Here is a 12,804-nt window from a genome sequence, read left to right as displayed (position 1 = left end):
ATTGAGTCCGTCCTGTAAATTTAAATTCTATGTTTCTAAATATTTATGGCTACTTATGGCCTATAGCCACATACTGCGCCATATTTTTCATGGTCTTGACATATATATTCTTTTTCTGCGCAAGCCGTAAAAACAAATGCCAACAAAGCAAACATGATTAATTTTTTTATTTCCATTTTATCTCCTCTGATTTTGTTTTAAATAATAACCCATAATACATCTATCTTATCTATTTCAAGATAAAACATCTCAACTATCTCTCCAATAATACGGCGCTGCAACACTGTAAAATCATCATATTTGTCTAAACCCTCAAATAAGATGCCTCTATTTATCGGCGACTTTACTGAAAATGTTTTATTTGAGCTATAAAGTGTAGTATTTGCATCCATACTTATATAGTCGCGATCATATATATCACTTTTATATGTATTATCAAAACTACATCCTGTTATGAAAGCTATTAAGAATGAAATTATTAGTATCTTCACCTTACTACACTCTTTTATGTATAGCCACCATTTTTATCAAATTCTTTGCATATAGTTTGCAGTTGTAATTTTATCTAAAACTGAACCCTATATGGTTTATCAAACAAAAGCCCCTCTTTTCTCATCTTCTCTCTATCCATGCCAAGCTTTATGGTAGAAAATATTGCTTGTATGTCTTGCCTAAATATATTGTGTATATCATTTAAGACTTCCTGCTCTGTTTTGTTGCTATCTGTAAAAGCTTTTGATTTGCGATTAAAACTATATTCATATTGTAGTCTAACCATATTTGTTGGTTTTTTAATGTTTTTTGGCTGATAAAATGAACAATATGTATCATAGTATTGTGTATAAGTCTTTTCACCATCTATTACATTTTGATAAATCTGTCTCAAATCCGCATGGACAAATGTCCTGCATTTAACTCCATCTATATAATCAAGATATGCTTTTTTATATATAGCACTAGTAGTAGTATTGTAAAAACTCTCTTTAGTTTTTGTCTCTTCTTCAAAAATTTTAAGATTTTTTGGATTGAGATATTTTGCAGATTCAAAAGTATGTCCAGGATAAGACTCTGTCGAAATAATAAGCTTTGAAGCCATCATATTTTTTACAGCCCAAGTCAATACCATGCCTTCCCCTACTTTATATACTCCATAAAAAACGCCTATATCCTTATGTATAGGTGCCATCAAAGAGAGCAATCCTTCTTTGGTAGATATTCTTTGATCTACACTCAAAATTTTAGACTCTTTATTGTCATCATCTACACTCGTAACAATGCCGCATCCCGACAAAAATAAGATAATAAATAAAAATCTTATCTGTAGCCACATATTACTTCTCCTTCATTATCCGTCTTCACATATGACTCACATATATATTCACTATGTGGAGAATCATCTGTAAATAATTTTATAGCATTTAAGATGTTTAACCTATCGGTCAAACTAGCATCTTTATTATTTTCACTATTTCCACCAAGCGCCTCTCCAACAAAATCACCTTTTTTAGTATATGAGCCAGAAAATACAAATTGCTCATTTCCTGTCTTGCTATTTGCAAGGTCAATAGTTTTTGACATTTCTTCACGGCTTATTGGCGAGCCAAAGGACACAATAGTATGTTTGCCATTATTAGTATAAAACCCACCATTTCTTACTTTCCATTTTATACCGCTTTTTGCCAAAGCATTTCCCTGTGAATGGTTTGCAAAGTTGCTACCAGCATCGCCTCTGGCACCAACTACATCATTGTAAAAATTGCCAGTTTGCTTAGCTATTCCAGTTGTTCCACCAAATTTATCTACTGCAGATTCTAACAAATCACCCAAAAAACCATAAGATGGATTATAATTAACAGTAAGCTCTACTTTTCCACTCTTAGCATTCCAGAATCCAGTTTGCTGAAGACCATTTTTTATAGCTTCTGCTTCATTATTCATCATACCATTTGTAAAATTTTGAAAGGTTGCTGTTTCTTTGGTAATTTTATACGGATTTTTTGATATGTATAAGTCTTGTTGATCTTTAAATTTCTCCTTATCGGCATCACTAAGAGATTTAAAAAATTTACTATCTTGAATTTTCTCAAAATCTTTTTCAGAGTATTTGTCACTTTCCTTATTAACCACTAAGTATTGTCTGTTAGAATTATCAAAGACACCTGTTAAAACTGGTATGTTAGCCAAAATTCCACCCTTATTTTCTTTTGATGGCATTATGCCAAGACTTATATAATTTAAGCCTTCAAATATATGACCGAATACTTTTTCAATAACGTTATCACCATTTTTGTCAGGTAATGTAGAGGCTATTATATTCATATTTTTATTTAAGTCTTTATATTCTTTAGCTATCTCCCTCCTACCCTCTTTACTAAACACCCTAGCATCTATACTACCATCTACATTTGAGCTTATGCTAGTATTTACTAGATCTTTTGTTAGTTTAGTTGTATCTCTATTTAGTCTTGTTAGATCATCAGAGTTTTCTTTATCTGCTATCTCTATGTTACCACTACCTAGAGTTGCTAGGTTTTTAGATAAGCTGTAGCTTAAATTTCTATGGTTAGATAGATCTATTGATTTAAGACCTGTAAATTTATCTTCTTGATTGTTATTTGATCTGCTATCTTTATTGTTTTTATCTTCTAGGATATAGTTAGCTCCTATACTAAAGTTTGTTCCTTTAGCATAGCTTGTATTTGATAGGTTCTCATAGCTTAGGGTATTTGTTTTTAAATTTAGGTTGTGGTTATCTATAAAGGTATTATCTTTATCATACTCTCCTGCTGCAAGAAGTGATCCTTTTAGATGAGTGTTTTTGCCTAATTATATGATATGTTATTAATTAACTCTAAAATCATGGTGAATTATAGGCTTCTAGCTTTCAATAACTATTGTAACATTTAATAAATCATTGCCATTATCGGTTGAATATTTGGCTGTTTCACGAATGACATCATTAAGCAAGACCAATAAATCATTGGCTATATTTTTATATTTCTGTTTAAATTTATTAAAATTTAAAAAATGTATTGTCATATCATCTCTAATACCAAATTTATTTTTTAAACCATATTGTGAGTTTTCTGATTTTTCTTGCAGATATTCTTCATAGCTCCCCCATTCATCTATTTCTCGATATTCTTCCCATTCTTTATATCTAATCAACCAAAAAAAATCCTTAAAACCATCTGGTCCGAAACGCAATGGCAGGTTTAATTTTTTTGATAAATAGCCATAAACTTTTTCAATTATATTTTTTAGTTTATATTCGCCAAATTTATCAGCATATATTACATCTTTTTCTAGTTCTTCAAAATCAATTTTGACATCTATCATTGTATATCACCAAAAATTTGTTTTATCGTTCCTTGTGGTAATTTGCCAGCTTTGTAAAAAGGAATTCCGCTACTACTATTATTTCTTATAGTATCACCATAATGAGTATTTGTATAATAGTAACTGCCATCACTACCAACAACAATTCTATGAACATTATTGTCATTTACTATCGGTTTTACCCTATACTCTTTATAAAGAATTGATTTTCCATTAGCCATAGTTGGCAAATCTAATTAGTCTATCCATATAATCAGAATTTTGCTCTTTTGTATATCTTATATCAACAGCTAATCGTCTAGTTTGTAAATGCACCAATCTTTATCCAATTTTAATTTATCCAAATCCACAAAAATTTTATCCGAATTTGATGCAATATTTTCTTGACTTTCATATGCTAAAACATATTTCTTTGACAGCACAAATGATTTTGGATAATCTATTCTAATTGCTTTTTCATCGATTTTATATTCGTTAAAATCTGCGATAATCAAACTACTAATATATCCTATATTATCCTGATCATTGTCTGTTATTTCACCATTATATATAAACAATAGTTTAATAGTAAAATTTTCCAACGCTACATATAACGCACGCATATTTTGTGTAATTTCACCTTGTAGTGCTCTTTTGGTTGACAATAGAATTTTGGTGTCCATAATTAATCCTTATCAATTTTAATTTGGTTTGCTAGGCGCTATTTGCGCACCATTTTACTATAATGAACTATCCCTAAAAAATCAAAAACTGTCACTTTTGTCACCCCATTCTACTATTAAATCCAAATAGATGAAATCTATATTTTTATAAAAATCATTTTTGTTTTTTTAATAAAACATCCACCAATAATTTTTCATTTTTTAATATGCCTAGCACTATTTGACAATTGTTATCCTTTCAATATTGTAACTACCATCATTTAATCTAGTGAAATAAAAATATTTTTGGTAGTCCATTTAGATATAAAACCAACTCCTATATAACTGTTCATAATACCTACTCGCTTATAAATTTTTCATACTCATTTGGCACTTGTGGATTTTCGTTAAATAAAAGCGGCATATATTTATAAATATCAACCATTAAAATTTCTTGATATACATTATCTAGTTGCCAATCTATCGTATCATATTGTATAGCTGGGTCTTTTACATTTTCTATAACCAAATCCCCGTTTTTTACACCAAAATTTATTATTTCATTTAGTTCATCTAATGAATAATTCCATTCGTTATGAAATAGATTATAAATTCTACTTATTATCGCATCTTCTTCAATAGTTGAAGATAAAAATTCTATTAAATCGTCTTTTTTCATTTTTGCCTACTTTAACGGAATATGAACAATTTCACTACCGATTGTTACTTTAAGATACGGATTACCGTGAATATCATCCTTTGGATTTTTATATCCTTGATTTAATTCAAACGAACCACCTTTACCATCATAATATCTCACGCCTTCTCCTTTTTTAAGTGGTTTCTTGGTCCAGCTCTGTAACTCCTTGCCATAAAATTTCTCCATTATCATCTATTTCGATTTCTATATTTTTGTATTTATTATAAATTTTTGGATATAAAACTTCTTTTAGATATTTTTCTCCATTTTTTGTTATGCATATCCAAGGCATATATGCAAGCCAAGTACAAGGATGTCGCCACATATCTTTAAAAAGAAATTTAATATTTTCGTATTCATCTTTATCAAATCCGCTTTTATAAATTTTCTTGTTATAAAAATAATTATTTCTAAAATAAATCCATTTTTCATAAAGCGTCATGTCTAAATCTATTTTGGATAAGTTTGTATCAAAATCTGTTCCTAGTTCATCTAAATTACCATCTTCTATACCAAAATCAATAAAACCAGCCAAAAATAGTTGCCCCATAACAGCATAAAATTCACTTGCGTAAGTCGCATTGGGAGAATTTTCACCAAATTTCTTATCTAATTCTTCGTGTATATAATAATTTCGAGATATATCTGGTTCATAGAAATAGCATAATTCCAAAATTGCTAGTTCAAAATATTCTAAAATATCAATTTTTGTAATATTTGGAATTTGAATTAAAAATTTTAAAAAGGTGTCATCATCGTCTAATCCAAAATTTCTAATCAATTCAACATCATCATTAAAAGACCAACCATCACTATCACTTTTTATTATCTTGTATTTCATTTTACTCCTTATAATGAATTTTACTAATTCCGCCATTTTATCAGATGACACATCCCACAATTTATAACCTTGAAATTTTTCAGGTCCACCATCAATAGAAGATATAGCCAAATATCATTCCGTTTAAATAAAGATAAAAAACCTACTTCTTCATATGTTGGTTTTCGTCCTAGCTTTTTAGAAAAAATATTTTACGTCCAACCACGTAAAAAATTAACATAATTTAAAAATGACCAGTCATATACTTCCATGATTTGTTATTTGCTAAACAACTTACTATCTATCAAGTAATTATTTAAATTTAAGCTAGGCTACATTTTTTTACACCTTCAAAATTTATAACTTCACTTATTCTTTTTGAGTTATTTTCATCTTTTAACTTTCGATAACTACTGTAATATTTAAAAAATCATTATTATTTTTATCACAGTAATTTAACATTTCACTTTTCACATCGCTGATGAAATTCAATAATTTATTTGCTAATTCGTTATGTTCTTTGTAAAATTTATTAAAATTTATAAAAATTAACTTTAAATTATCCCTAACGCCTTGTTTATTTTTAACTCCACATTTATTATCTTCTTCTTTTATCATTAAAAATTCATCATAGCTAGCCCAGCCGTCTTCTGGTTTAAATTCTTGCAATTCCTTAAAATGTAAATATTGATAGAATTCTTTAAATGTATCCCAATTATGAGTTGGAGGTAAATTTAATTTTAGCGATAAAAAATATAGCATCTTTTCTTTTATATTTTCTGGAATACGATTGCCATAAGTATAGTTCAATTCTCTAATCTTATCAATTTCATCAAAATCAATTCTAACTTCTATCATTTAATACCTCCAAACATTTTATTTATCGTTTCTTTAGGCAATACACCAACTCTATAAAAAGGGATACCATTTCCATTTTGTCTACAATGGTTGTTTGAGTAATAATATGTTCCGTCGCTTCTGGCTACTATTCTATGAACATTTTTTTATTTTATCTACACTTACCCCATGCTTTTTATATTGCTACTACAGAAGTCAAAAAATAAATTTATCTCTTTAGCTTTCGCTTTTTATTTCTAGGCTTTGATCTAAACAGCGGCTCTATCTTTGGTTTTGGTCTTGTTTCATAGTGTGTGTTATAGCATTTTAGCAGCTCTTGTCCGCACTTTTCACATGTAGTTTCACCTATATGATAAAATTTCATGCAGTCAGGGCACCACATGCCAACTAGTCTTTGTACGACTGGTGGCTCTTTTCTTAGGGCCATCCAAAAACCATAAATACCTAAGAGCAAAAAACCGAGTGCTGGCAACAAATACAAATTTCTAGTATCGTCAAATTTAAAAAATTTCTCACCAACTTTTACGTTTTTATGTATCAGCATAGAGATGCAGTCAAGCCAGCACATAAATCCTATGAAGCCCCAGACCATGCGACCAAACATATTTTATTTTCCACCCACAAACATCATCAAACTCCAAAGTCCAGCAAATGCCAATATCCACATTATAAAATTTGACCATTTATCTTTTTCATCTTTGAGGTATTTGGTTTTGTATTTATTCTTGACATAGTATTTTTTTAAATTTCCGCCACATTGCCTGCATTTCTTACTACCCAATGGATAAAATTCTCTACATTTTTTGCACCACATGTATTTTAAATTTGGCTTTTCGTTTTTATATGATCTAAAAGCCATCCAAAAACCATAAATACCTAACAGTAAAAAACCAAGTGCTGGCAAAAGATATAAATAGCCAGCATCGTCAAATTTAAAAAACTTCTCACCTATTTTTACATTTTTGTTAGCTAGCATAGAGATACAGTAAAGTAGACACATAAATCCAATAAAAGACCAGCCTATGCGTTTAAACATCTTATTTATCCTTGCTTTAACCGTATATGATTTATAAACTCAGCAACATTATTTTCTACAACATACCAGATGTATATATAGTATAAAAGCAGTCTTTATCTATATTATGATATTTTTCTATGTAATCAATTGCTTTTTTAGCAGAATACTCATGTAGATCATATGTATATTCTTCAGAATTAAAGCTCCAATTGTCATAAGTATATTCAGCTGCTTGCCCATCATACTTTATTACATCACCACCGACAATAACTTGCCCCTTGGCTTTCAGTACCGCGATCTTCTTTATAGCATTTTCGTAGTCGTAAGCAATTTCACATATATTGCTAAAAAAGAATTCCTCTATTTTTATCACATCATTTATTAAATTCATACTATTTTTCCTTTATTTTAAAAAATCTATGATTAACCGTATTATCAGGCTCTATTATATACTCAAACACTCCATCGTGATTTTTGTAGCTACCTTGAATTTCAATCTTTACTCTCTTAATCCCATCATTACCGATAATTTCCGATTTTTTGCCATATTTAGCAAAAGCATCTACTGCATTTGGAAACGAATGAAAGTAATCACTTTTGTTTGACATTTGGGTCAAAACTTTTTTTGTATAACTTATATTTTCTAATGGGTTTTTTAGCGCAGTATTTTTAAAAAGGCCAAATGCACTTTTTGAAAAAATAGGCGCTGGCAAGAATGATAAGCTTCCATCCTCTAGCCCCACACTCTTATCAGGCGTATAACCGCTGTTATTATACTGCTCTTTTGTAGCAGTAAAGTAATCTTGTTTAGTAAATTCCTCTTTATATATCTCTAAAAGATTTTTCTTTAGAATTTACTAGCAGATATGCTTTAGCGTTATTTATATCTCCTTGATTAAATTTATAAAATTTCTCATTGTAATTTATTACACTTATTTCATCATTTTCATCTCTTACTTCAAATTTCTCTTTTGAAGCAAAATCATTATATGAACCTTTATCTATTAGCACACTAGCAGCAGTATATTTGATTTTAACAGCCTGCTCTTTAGAGATATTGTTTTTAGCAGCATAATCATCTGCCATAGAGTTTATAAAGTCTATCTCTCTTTGATGAAGCTGTCTATTATAAGTATCTGCACTTGTAGTTATTTTATAGCCTGTGTTTGCTCCTTCATCGCCATTAGCTATGCCTCCAGCTATTATGCCTATTAGCTGAGATGCTAGTAGGCGTTTGTTATTATAGGCTTCTATCTCTTTAGCGCTCATATTTGATGTATCTTTATGTAGTGCAGAAGAGATTGCTTCATTTACAGCCCCACTTAATGCACCAGCTGCAACGTTTTCATGAGATAGCTTTGCTGATAGTGCTCCTACGGCTGAGTGAAGAGCTATCTTACCTAGACCTGATTCTTTAAATAATTGGTTAGAGTTTATATTTGCTTCATTGCTTGAGTAGCTTCCTACTGCCTTGTAAGCATTATCTGTTGCTTTAGAGATTAAATTTGATAGTAGTGCATCTTTAAAGTTTGTTTTATAGATGGCAGAGTTTATTGCTGCGTTTGATGTAGAGCTTAGTAGGTCTGCATAAGAGAAAGTATAAGTTGGTGTGCTTATGATATTGGTATTACTTAGAGTGCTTATGCTTGATATGTAGTTACTAACATATGAGCCTACCCCTGCACTAATAGCTGATTTAGCTAGGGATGATGCATCAAATTTTACCTTACCATGAGATAAGAGGTTGTTTGTTAGTTGGACTGTTGAGTTTGCTATGACAGCTGTTGTCATAGCTGATATGGCTAAACCTGCGGTTGAGCTAGCTGCTGCTGCACTACCTAGAACACCTGCTGCTACCGCACCACCAGCTCCTGCTGTTAGAAATGTAACGATGGCTGTTATTATTAGCGCTCCCATTCCACTAAGAGTAGTTGTCTTATCTTCCCACTCTTTAGAATCTAAAACTGCTTTTACTTGTTTTATCGTCTCTTCGTCTATTGGAGTATCTGAGTTTGATCTTAACTCTCTTATAACTCCCTCTTTAAATTCCTCTGAGTTTAAAGAGTCATTTATCGCTTTAAAGGTTGTGGCATCTAGCTTATTAGTTATATCCTTGCCATTTAGTGTAAATTTGTCTTTTACCTTGATGATAGCTGGTATCTCTATCTCTTCTATCTTGCCTTTTGTCTTTACAGTAGCTATTAAAACTCCTGCGTTGTTACTTAGACTTGTATTTACAGATGTGCTCTTTGATGAGACTAAATTTAAAAGCTTTGTATTTACATCTACATTAGTAGCCTCTATGACAGAAGCTAGAGCGTTTATGGTATTTGAGCTTAGGCTTATATCTTTTGCTAATAGTGTGCTTGTAGCAAGGTTATAGTTTGAGCTACTCTCTTCACCATTTGACTTTATTAGATCACCAAAGCCTGAGTCTTTAAATTTAGATGAGTTCTCTAAGCTATATGAGGCTGGGAGTAAATTTATATTATCAGCTTTTATATCTAGGCTATCATCTGCGCTGATATTTGAGCCTGAGAGTTGGGGCTTATTAATAATAATTTAAAAGTTTATTTTAACGCAAATCATCTACTATTTCGTATTTGTCGCCACATTTTTCATATAAAATTTTTCTAAGCTCATTGATTTTTTGTATATATTTTGCTTCGAATTTTGGACTAGCAAAGCCCTTATAGCTAAATTCTTTTTCATTGTTTATAAAAAGACTATTGTATTGCTTCATAATTTCCGTCGAGAGCCTTTTTATATCTGGGCAAGATAACAGTTCGTCTGGGAGTTTGCTATCCCAAGATGTTTCATCTTCTTGCTCTACCCATGTTCCGCCATTTATGTTTTCACCAAATTCATCATATATCCAAAATACGCTATCACATGCGAATTCTGTTTGTAAAACTATTTTTAACTTTTTATTCACTCCAAACTCTTTTTTGAACTATCCTGCAAGATTATTGATTTTTTACCAAAAACCACTCATCTTTTTTTACACCAAATTCAAATTCTGCTTGTCCAAAGGCATCTTCTAAAGTCTCATGATATGTATCTGCCTGCTCTTCTCCAAATTTGTCAAGATAAAGCAAATAATATCCTTCATTGTCACTATACTTTACGATACTTAGTGCAAATGGCTTTGGCAAAAGAGTGCTGCCAGAATAGTGAATTGTTTTTGGTGTCTGCCCTAATTGCGCATTGTCCTTTAAATAAATCTTATAAAGTTCTCTCATTTTTGACTATCCCCAATAATTTCTACAGCCGTATTTTCTATTATTTTTCCACCACTTTAAGTATAAAATTTAGCCTATCAATGCTTGTCATCGCTTCAAATTTACCCTCATCTAGTTTTATATAGCACCATCTTAAAAATAGTAAATGCAAGGAAGTAAATTTATTGGTTTTTACCAATACTATATTATTAAATTTTATGCTCGGCTATCAATTTAGCATCTTCATCAAAGTCATTAATGGAATAACCTAATAAATTTAGTAAACTTACAGAACTTATAATTATCTTATTCCAAATTTCTGGCATTTCATATAAATCTGTATCCGTATTATTATTTTTACAAATAGTATCAAGTTTATTTTTATATTCTTTTATAGCTAGGAGCTCATTATTATCAAATAAGTACTTATTTTCTGGCCTTTGTATAAGTTCTAATGGATTAATTATCTCATTTACTAATTCATCGCCCCAAGTATATTTATCAGTAGTAGCATTGTCTATATATTTTTTTTGATACTCAGTAGAAGCTAATTCAAATAGCCTTTCTAATAATATTTTTTTAGTTGATACATTTTTATTTTCCCGTAATAGCATTAAGATTTCCATAAATTGGTATATGCGTTCTATTTTCTTTTCTACCACCAATATTTCCAAAATTATCTAAGTAATTGCCACTTGTATCTTGTATTCTTAAAATCCAACCTTGTTTAGTATTAAGAGAACTATCTAATTTGTGACTTTCCACAATGCTATGGCTTCTTTAATCTCTGTTTTATAAGCCTTAAATGGCACTATAACTTCTTCTTGCTCCCAAACCTTAAGCTCTTTATACTCTTTTGTTTTGGTTATATTGTAAATTTCATCATAAATTTTTTGCAAAAATTCAACAATTATCTCTTTTTCATCTATCTTAAACTGCAAAAATCTATACTTTTTTTCATTAAGCAAATTCGATTTAAAAAATACTTGTATAAACATGTCTTCGACTATAAATTCTGACCACATCAAATAAAAATAGATAAATTGTGGCAAATAATACCTAAATGCTTCATCATTAAAGATTGGCAAATCAGTAGATAAAATTTTTATTTTATCTTTTTCAAGTTCAAACAAATCCTTTCCTTGCAAATCATTTTCAATCAATGTGTCCTGCAAGAATGGATTTGTTATTACCTTTGGTTTTGGCAAATTTCTATTATCTAGCAAATTTTGTATTTTATTTTGTAAGTTATTTTCTAAATTTAGCACGCTAAACATGGAATAAATCCACCAATGCTTCTATAATTTTTCCGTGATAATTTAACTCATAATTTTCATCAAAACCTTTTATTTCTAATTCATTAAGAGCCCACTCTCTAATATTTTCTGCCAAATTTATATCCACACTAATTTTTACAGAATTTTCATTGTTACAAATAGCAGATATACTATTTAAGAATTTACAATTTTCCATTAGATATTTAAATTGTTGTGGTGTTAGTTTTATATCCATTATTTATCACCATCCAATAAGACTTTTTGTTTTTGTCAATTATGTTGAATTAATTTTTAATTTCCTGTATTTACAACCTAACTTGGCTTATTATTTAAATATTTTGTCTTTCACTCAAACCATCTATTTTCCAATTTGCATATTTTATATCAACTTTATCACCTTTGTTTATTACTAATATAGAAAATAAGGGTTCGTTACAAATTTCATTAAAATTATTTTCCAAATAAGCATTATTGTCACAAAAAATAAAATCAAAATATTGTGCTTTTTTCATAATAAAGGAAATGATTTTATTTTCAACTATATCAATATTTCTATCCCCTATTAGTTCATCTTCAGCTATACATAATTGTAAGCAAATACAATCGTTCTCTATTTTTTCTATTTGTAAAATAATATTCGTAAAGTCAAACTCATCTATTTTTATATCAAAGCGAAATTCTTTTTCATAATTATCAAAACATTGATTTAAAATATCAATTGGATTAGCAAAGCCCAATAAAGATATTTCATTATCAAAAGCTTTTAAAATATTTGAAATAAAAATATTTTTGGTAGTCCATTTAGATACAAAACCAATTCCTATATAACTGCTCATTTTATTTTTACCATGAAAATCTATTTGTTTTTTATCGAACTTTCAACCGCGGTTTTACACCTTCTTATATATAATATTTGAATATTTTAATCTC

23 protein-coding genes are annotated in these 12,804 nt (G+C 29.6%); 1 reads left to right on the top strand and 22 read right to left on the bottom strand.

Going from position 1 to position 12,804, the window contains the following annotated elements; all coding sequences use genetic code 11:
• Nucleotides 1–53: 53 nt before the first annotated feature.
• The 16 genes from CVS89_RS10115 to CVS89_RS00445 all read right to left on the bottom strand — a co-directional run bounded on the left by CVS89_RS10115 (nt 54) and on the right by CVS89_RS00445 (nt 9,293).
• Complete coding sequence (locus tag CVS89_RS10115; protein WP_262367810.1) at nt 54–176, bottom strand: hypothetical protein; 123 nt, start codon at nt 174–176, stop codon at nt 54–56.
• 21 nt (nt 177–197) lie between these two features.
• A complete protein-coding gene (locus CVS89_RS00510; protein ID WP_107848476.1) occupies nt 198–491 on the bottom strand; it encodes a hypothetical protein in 294 nt (97 codons plus the stop codon).
• A 74-nt stretch (nt 492–565) separates the two neighbouring features.
• Nucleotides 566–1,330, bottom strand: coding sequence for a hypothetical protein (locus CVS89_RS00505; RefSeq protein WP_107848475.1), 765 nt, complete (start codon nt 1,328–1,330; stop codon nt 566–568).
• Nucleotides 1,315–2,379, bottom strand: a complete 1,065-nt coding sequence (locus CVS89_RS00500) for a hypothetical protein (RefSeq protein ID WP_107848474.1) — start codon at nt 2,377–2,379, stop codon at nt 1,315–1,317. Before CVS89_RS00500 ends, CVS89_RS00505 begins: the two co-directional genes overlap by 16 nt.
• Before the next feature lie 498 nt (nt 2,380–2,877).
• A complete protein-coding gene (locus CVS89_RS00495) occupies nt 2,878–3,339 on the bottom strand; it encodes a serine hydroxymethyltransferase (RefSeq protein WP_107848473.1) in 462 nt (153 codons plus the stop codon).
• Nucleotides 3,336–3,560, bottom strand: coding sequence for a hypothetical protein (locus CVS89_RS00490; RefSeq protein WP_107848472.1), 225 nt, complete (start codon nt 3,558–3,560; stop codon nt 3,336–3,338). The genes CVS89_RS00495 and CVS89_RS00490 overlap by 4 nt, the downstream gene beginning before the upstream one ends.
• Before the next feature lie 69 nt (nt 3,561–3,629).
• Complete coding sequence (locus CVS89_RS00485; RefSeq protein WP_107848471.1) at nt 3,630–4,001, bottom strand: hypothetical protein; 372 nt, start codon at nt 3,999–4,001, stop codon at nt 3,630–3,632.
• A 337-nt stretch (nt 4,002–4,338) separates the two neighbouring features.
• Complete coding sequence (locus CVS89_RS00480; protein WP_107848470.1) at nt 4,339–4,659, bottom strand: hypothetical protein; 321 nt, start codon at nt 4,657–4,659, stop codon at nt 4,339–4,341.
• Between the two features lie 6 nt (nt 4,660–4,665).
• Nucleotides 4,666–4,800 (bottom strand): hypothetical protein, encoded by a 135-nt coding sequence (locus tag CVS89_RS10110; protein WP_262367835.1) that lies wholly within the window; start codon nt 4,798–4,800, stop codon nt 4,666–4,668.
• A gap of 13 nt (nt 4,801–4,813) precedes the next feature.
• Nucleotides 4,814–5,521, bottom strand: coding sequence for a hypothetical protein (locus CVS89_RS00475; protein WP_148789455.1), 708 nt, complete (start codon nt 5,519–5,521; stop codon nt 4,814–4,816).
• A gap of 375 nt (nt 5,522–5,896) precedes the next feature.
• Nucleotides 5,897–6,358: a serine hydroxymethyltransferase gene (locus tag CVS89_RS00470; RefSeq protein WP_107848468.1), complete on the bottom strand. Its 462-nt coding sequence runs from the start codon at nt 6,356–6,358 to the stop codon at nt 5,897–5,899.
• A gap of 208 nt (nt 6,359–6,566) precedes the next feature.
• Complete coding sequence (locus tag CVS89_RS00465; protein ID WP_148789454.1) at nt 6,567–6,962, bottom strand: hypothetical protein; 396 nt, start codon at nt 6,960–6,962, stop codon at nt 6,567–6,569.
• Nucleotides 6,963–6,965: 3 nt separating this feature from the next.
• On the bottom strand, nt 6,966–7,394 hold the full coding sequence (locus tag CVS89_RS00460; protein ID WP_107848466.1) for a hypothetical protein: 429 nt from the start codon (nt 7,392–7,394) through the stop codon (nt 6,966–6,968).
• Nucleotides 7,395–7,449: 55 nt separating this feature from the next.
• On the bottom strand, nt 7,450–7,767 hold the full coding sequence (gene imm40 / locus CVS89_RS00455) for an Imm40 family immunity protein (RefSeq protein WP_103597929.1): 318 nt from the start codon (nt 7,765–7,767) through the stop codon (nt 7,450–7,452).
• 1 nt (nt 7,768) lies between these two features.
• Nucleotides 7,769–8,119, bottom strand: a complete 351-nt coding sequence (locus tag CVS89_RS00450; RefSeq protein ID WP_198425266.1) for a hypothetical protein — start codon at nt 8,117–8,119, stop codon at nt 7,769–7,771.
• 79 nt (nt 8,120–8,198) lie between these two features.
• Nucleotides 8,199–9,293: a DUF637 domain-containing protein gene (locus CVS89_RS00445; RefSeq protein WP_107892638.1), complete on the bottom strand. Its 1,095-nt coding sequence runs from the start codon at nt 9,291–9,293 to the stop codon at nt 8,199–8,201.
• Between CVS89_RS00445 and CVS89_RS09955 the strand changes: the two genes are divergently transcribed.
• Entirely contained in the window at nt 9,268–9,759 is a 492-nt protein-coding gene (locus CVS89_RS09955) for a hypothetical protein (protein WP_159071026.1), read from the top strand. The genes CVS89_RS00445 and CVS89_RS09955 overlap by 26 nt on opposite strands.
• Before the next feature lie 192 nt (nt 9,760–9,951).
• Here CVS89_RS09955 and CVS89_RS00435 read toward each other — a convergent pair whose 3' ends face one another.
• From CVS89_RS00435 to CVS89_RS00410, 6 genes are all read right to left on the bottom strand, one after another.
• The gene (locus tag CVS89_RS00435) at nt 9,952–10,311 is read right to left on the bottom strand and encodes a hypothetical protein (protein WP_187424663.1); all 360 of its coding nucleotides are present in this window, start codon (nt 10,309–10,311) and stop codon (nt 9,952–9,954) included.
• Nucleotides 10,312–10,342: 31 nt separating this feature from the next.
• On the bottom strand, nt 10,343–10,618 hold the full coding sequence (locus CVS89_RS00430; protein WP_103616454.1) for a hypothetical protein: 276 nt from the start codon (nt 10,616–10,618) through the stop codon (nt 10,343–10,345).
• 188 nt (nt 10,619–10,806) lie between these two features.
• Nucleotides 10,807–11,259, bottom strand: a complete 453-nt coding sequence (locus CVS89_RS00425) for a hypothetical protein (RefSeq protein WP_159070861.1) — start codon at nt 11,257–11,259, stop codon at nt 10,807–10,809.
• An 84-nt stretch (nt 11,260–11,343) separates the two neighbouring features.
• Nucleotides 11,344–11,874, bottom strand: coding sequence for a hypothetical protein (locus CVS89_RS00420; protein ID WP_107848464.1), 531 nt, complete (start codon nt 11,872–11,874; stop codon nt 11,344–11,346).
• On the bottom strand, nt 11,867–12,109 hold the full coding sequence (locus CVS89_RS00415; protein WP_048809727.1) for a hypothetical protein: 243 nt from the start codon (nt 12,107–12,109) through the stop codon (nt 11,867–11,869). The genes CVS89_RS00420 and CVS89_RS00415 overlap by 8 nt, the downstream gene beginning before the upstream one ends.
• Nucleotides 12,110–12,203: 94 nt before the next feature.
• Complete coding sequence (locus CVS89_RS00410; RefSeq protein ID WP_107848463.1) at nt 12,204–12,710, bottom strand: hypothetical protein; 507 nt, start codon at nt 12,708–12,710, stop codon at nt 12,204–12,206.
• Between the last annotated feature and the right edge of the window lie 94 nt (nt 12,711–12,804).

Origin of the sequence: Campylobacter concisus, assembly GCF_003048615.2 — a bacterium.
Taxonomy (GTDB): domain Bacteria; phylum Campylobacterota; class Campylobacteria; order Campylobacterales; family Campylobacteraceae; genus Campylobacter_A; species Campylobacter_A concisus_C.
Note: the sequence above shows the minus strand (reverse complement) of the source record. Positions and strands in the feature narration are given on the sequence as shown.

Coding starts and splice junctions, on each gene's coding strand:
- CVS89_RS10115 (WP_262367810.1), bottom strand. CDS start 176: ATGGAAATAAAAAAATTAATCATGTTTGCTTTGTTGGCATTTGTTTTT.
- CVS89_RS00505 (WP_107848475.1), bottom strand. CDS start 1,330: ATGTGGCTACAGATAAGATTTTTATTTATTATCTTATTTTTGTCGGGA.
- CVS89_RS00495 (WP_107848473.1), bottom strand. CDS start 3,339: ATGATAGATGTCAAAATTGATTTTGAAGAACTAGAAAAAGATGTAATA.
- CVS89_RS00490 (WP_107848472.1), bottom strand. CDS start 3,560: ATGGCTAATGGAAAATCAATTCTTTATAAAGAGTATAGGGTAAAACCG.
- CVS89_RS00485 (WP_107848471.1), bottom strand. CDS start 4,001: ATGGACACCAAAATTCTATTGTCAACCAAAAGAGCACTACAAGGTGAA.
- CVS89_RS00480 (WP_107848470.1), bottom strand. CDS start 4,659: ATGAAAAAAGACGATTTAATAGAATTTTTATCTTCAACTATTGAAGAA.
- CVS89_RS00475 (WP_148789455.1), bottom strand. CDS start 5,521: ATGAAATACAAGATAATAAAAAGTGATAGTGATGGTTGGTCTTTTAAT.
- CVS89_RS00470 (WP_107848468.1), bottom strand. CDS start 6,358: ATGATAGAAGTTAGAATTGATTTTGATGAAATTGATAAGATTAGAGAA.
- CVS89_RS00465 (WP_148789454.1), bottom strand. CDS start 6,962: ATGTTTGGTCGCATGGTCTGGGGCTTCATAGGATTTATGTGCTGGCTT.
- CVS89_RS00460 (WP_107848466.1), bottom strand. CDS start 7,394: ATGTTTAAACGCATAGGCTGGTCTTTTATTGGATTTATGTGTCTACTT.
- imm40 (WP_103597929.1), bottom strand. CDS start 7,767: ATGAATTTAATAAATGATGTGATAAAAATAGAGGAATTCTTTTTTAGC.
- CVS89_RS09955 (WP_159071026.1), top strand. CDS start 9,268: ATGGCTGTTATTATTAGCGCTCCCATTCCACTAAGAGTAGTTGTCTTA.
- CVS89_RS00445 (WP_107892638.1), bottom strand. CDS start 9,293: ATGGGAGCGCTAATAATAACAGCCATCGTTACATTTCTAACAGCAGGA.
- CVS89_RS00430 (WP_103616454.1), bottom strand. CDS start 10,618: ATGAGAGAACTTTATAAGATTTATTTAAAGGACAATGCGCAATTAGGG.
- CVS89_RS00420 (WP_107848464.1), bottom strand. CDS start 11,874: ATGTTTAGCGTGCTAAATTTAGAAAATAACTTACAAAATAAAATACAA.
- CVS89_RS00415 (WP_048809727.1), bottom strand. CDS start 12,109: ATGGATATAAAACTAACACCACAACAATTTAAATATCTAATGGAAAAT.
- CVS89_RS00410 (WP_107848463.1), bottom strand. CDS start 12,710: ATGAGCAGTTATATAGGAATTGGTTTTGTATCTAAATGGACTACCAAA.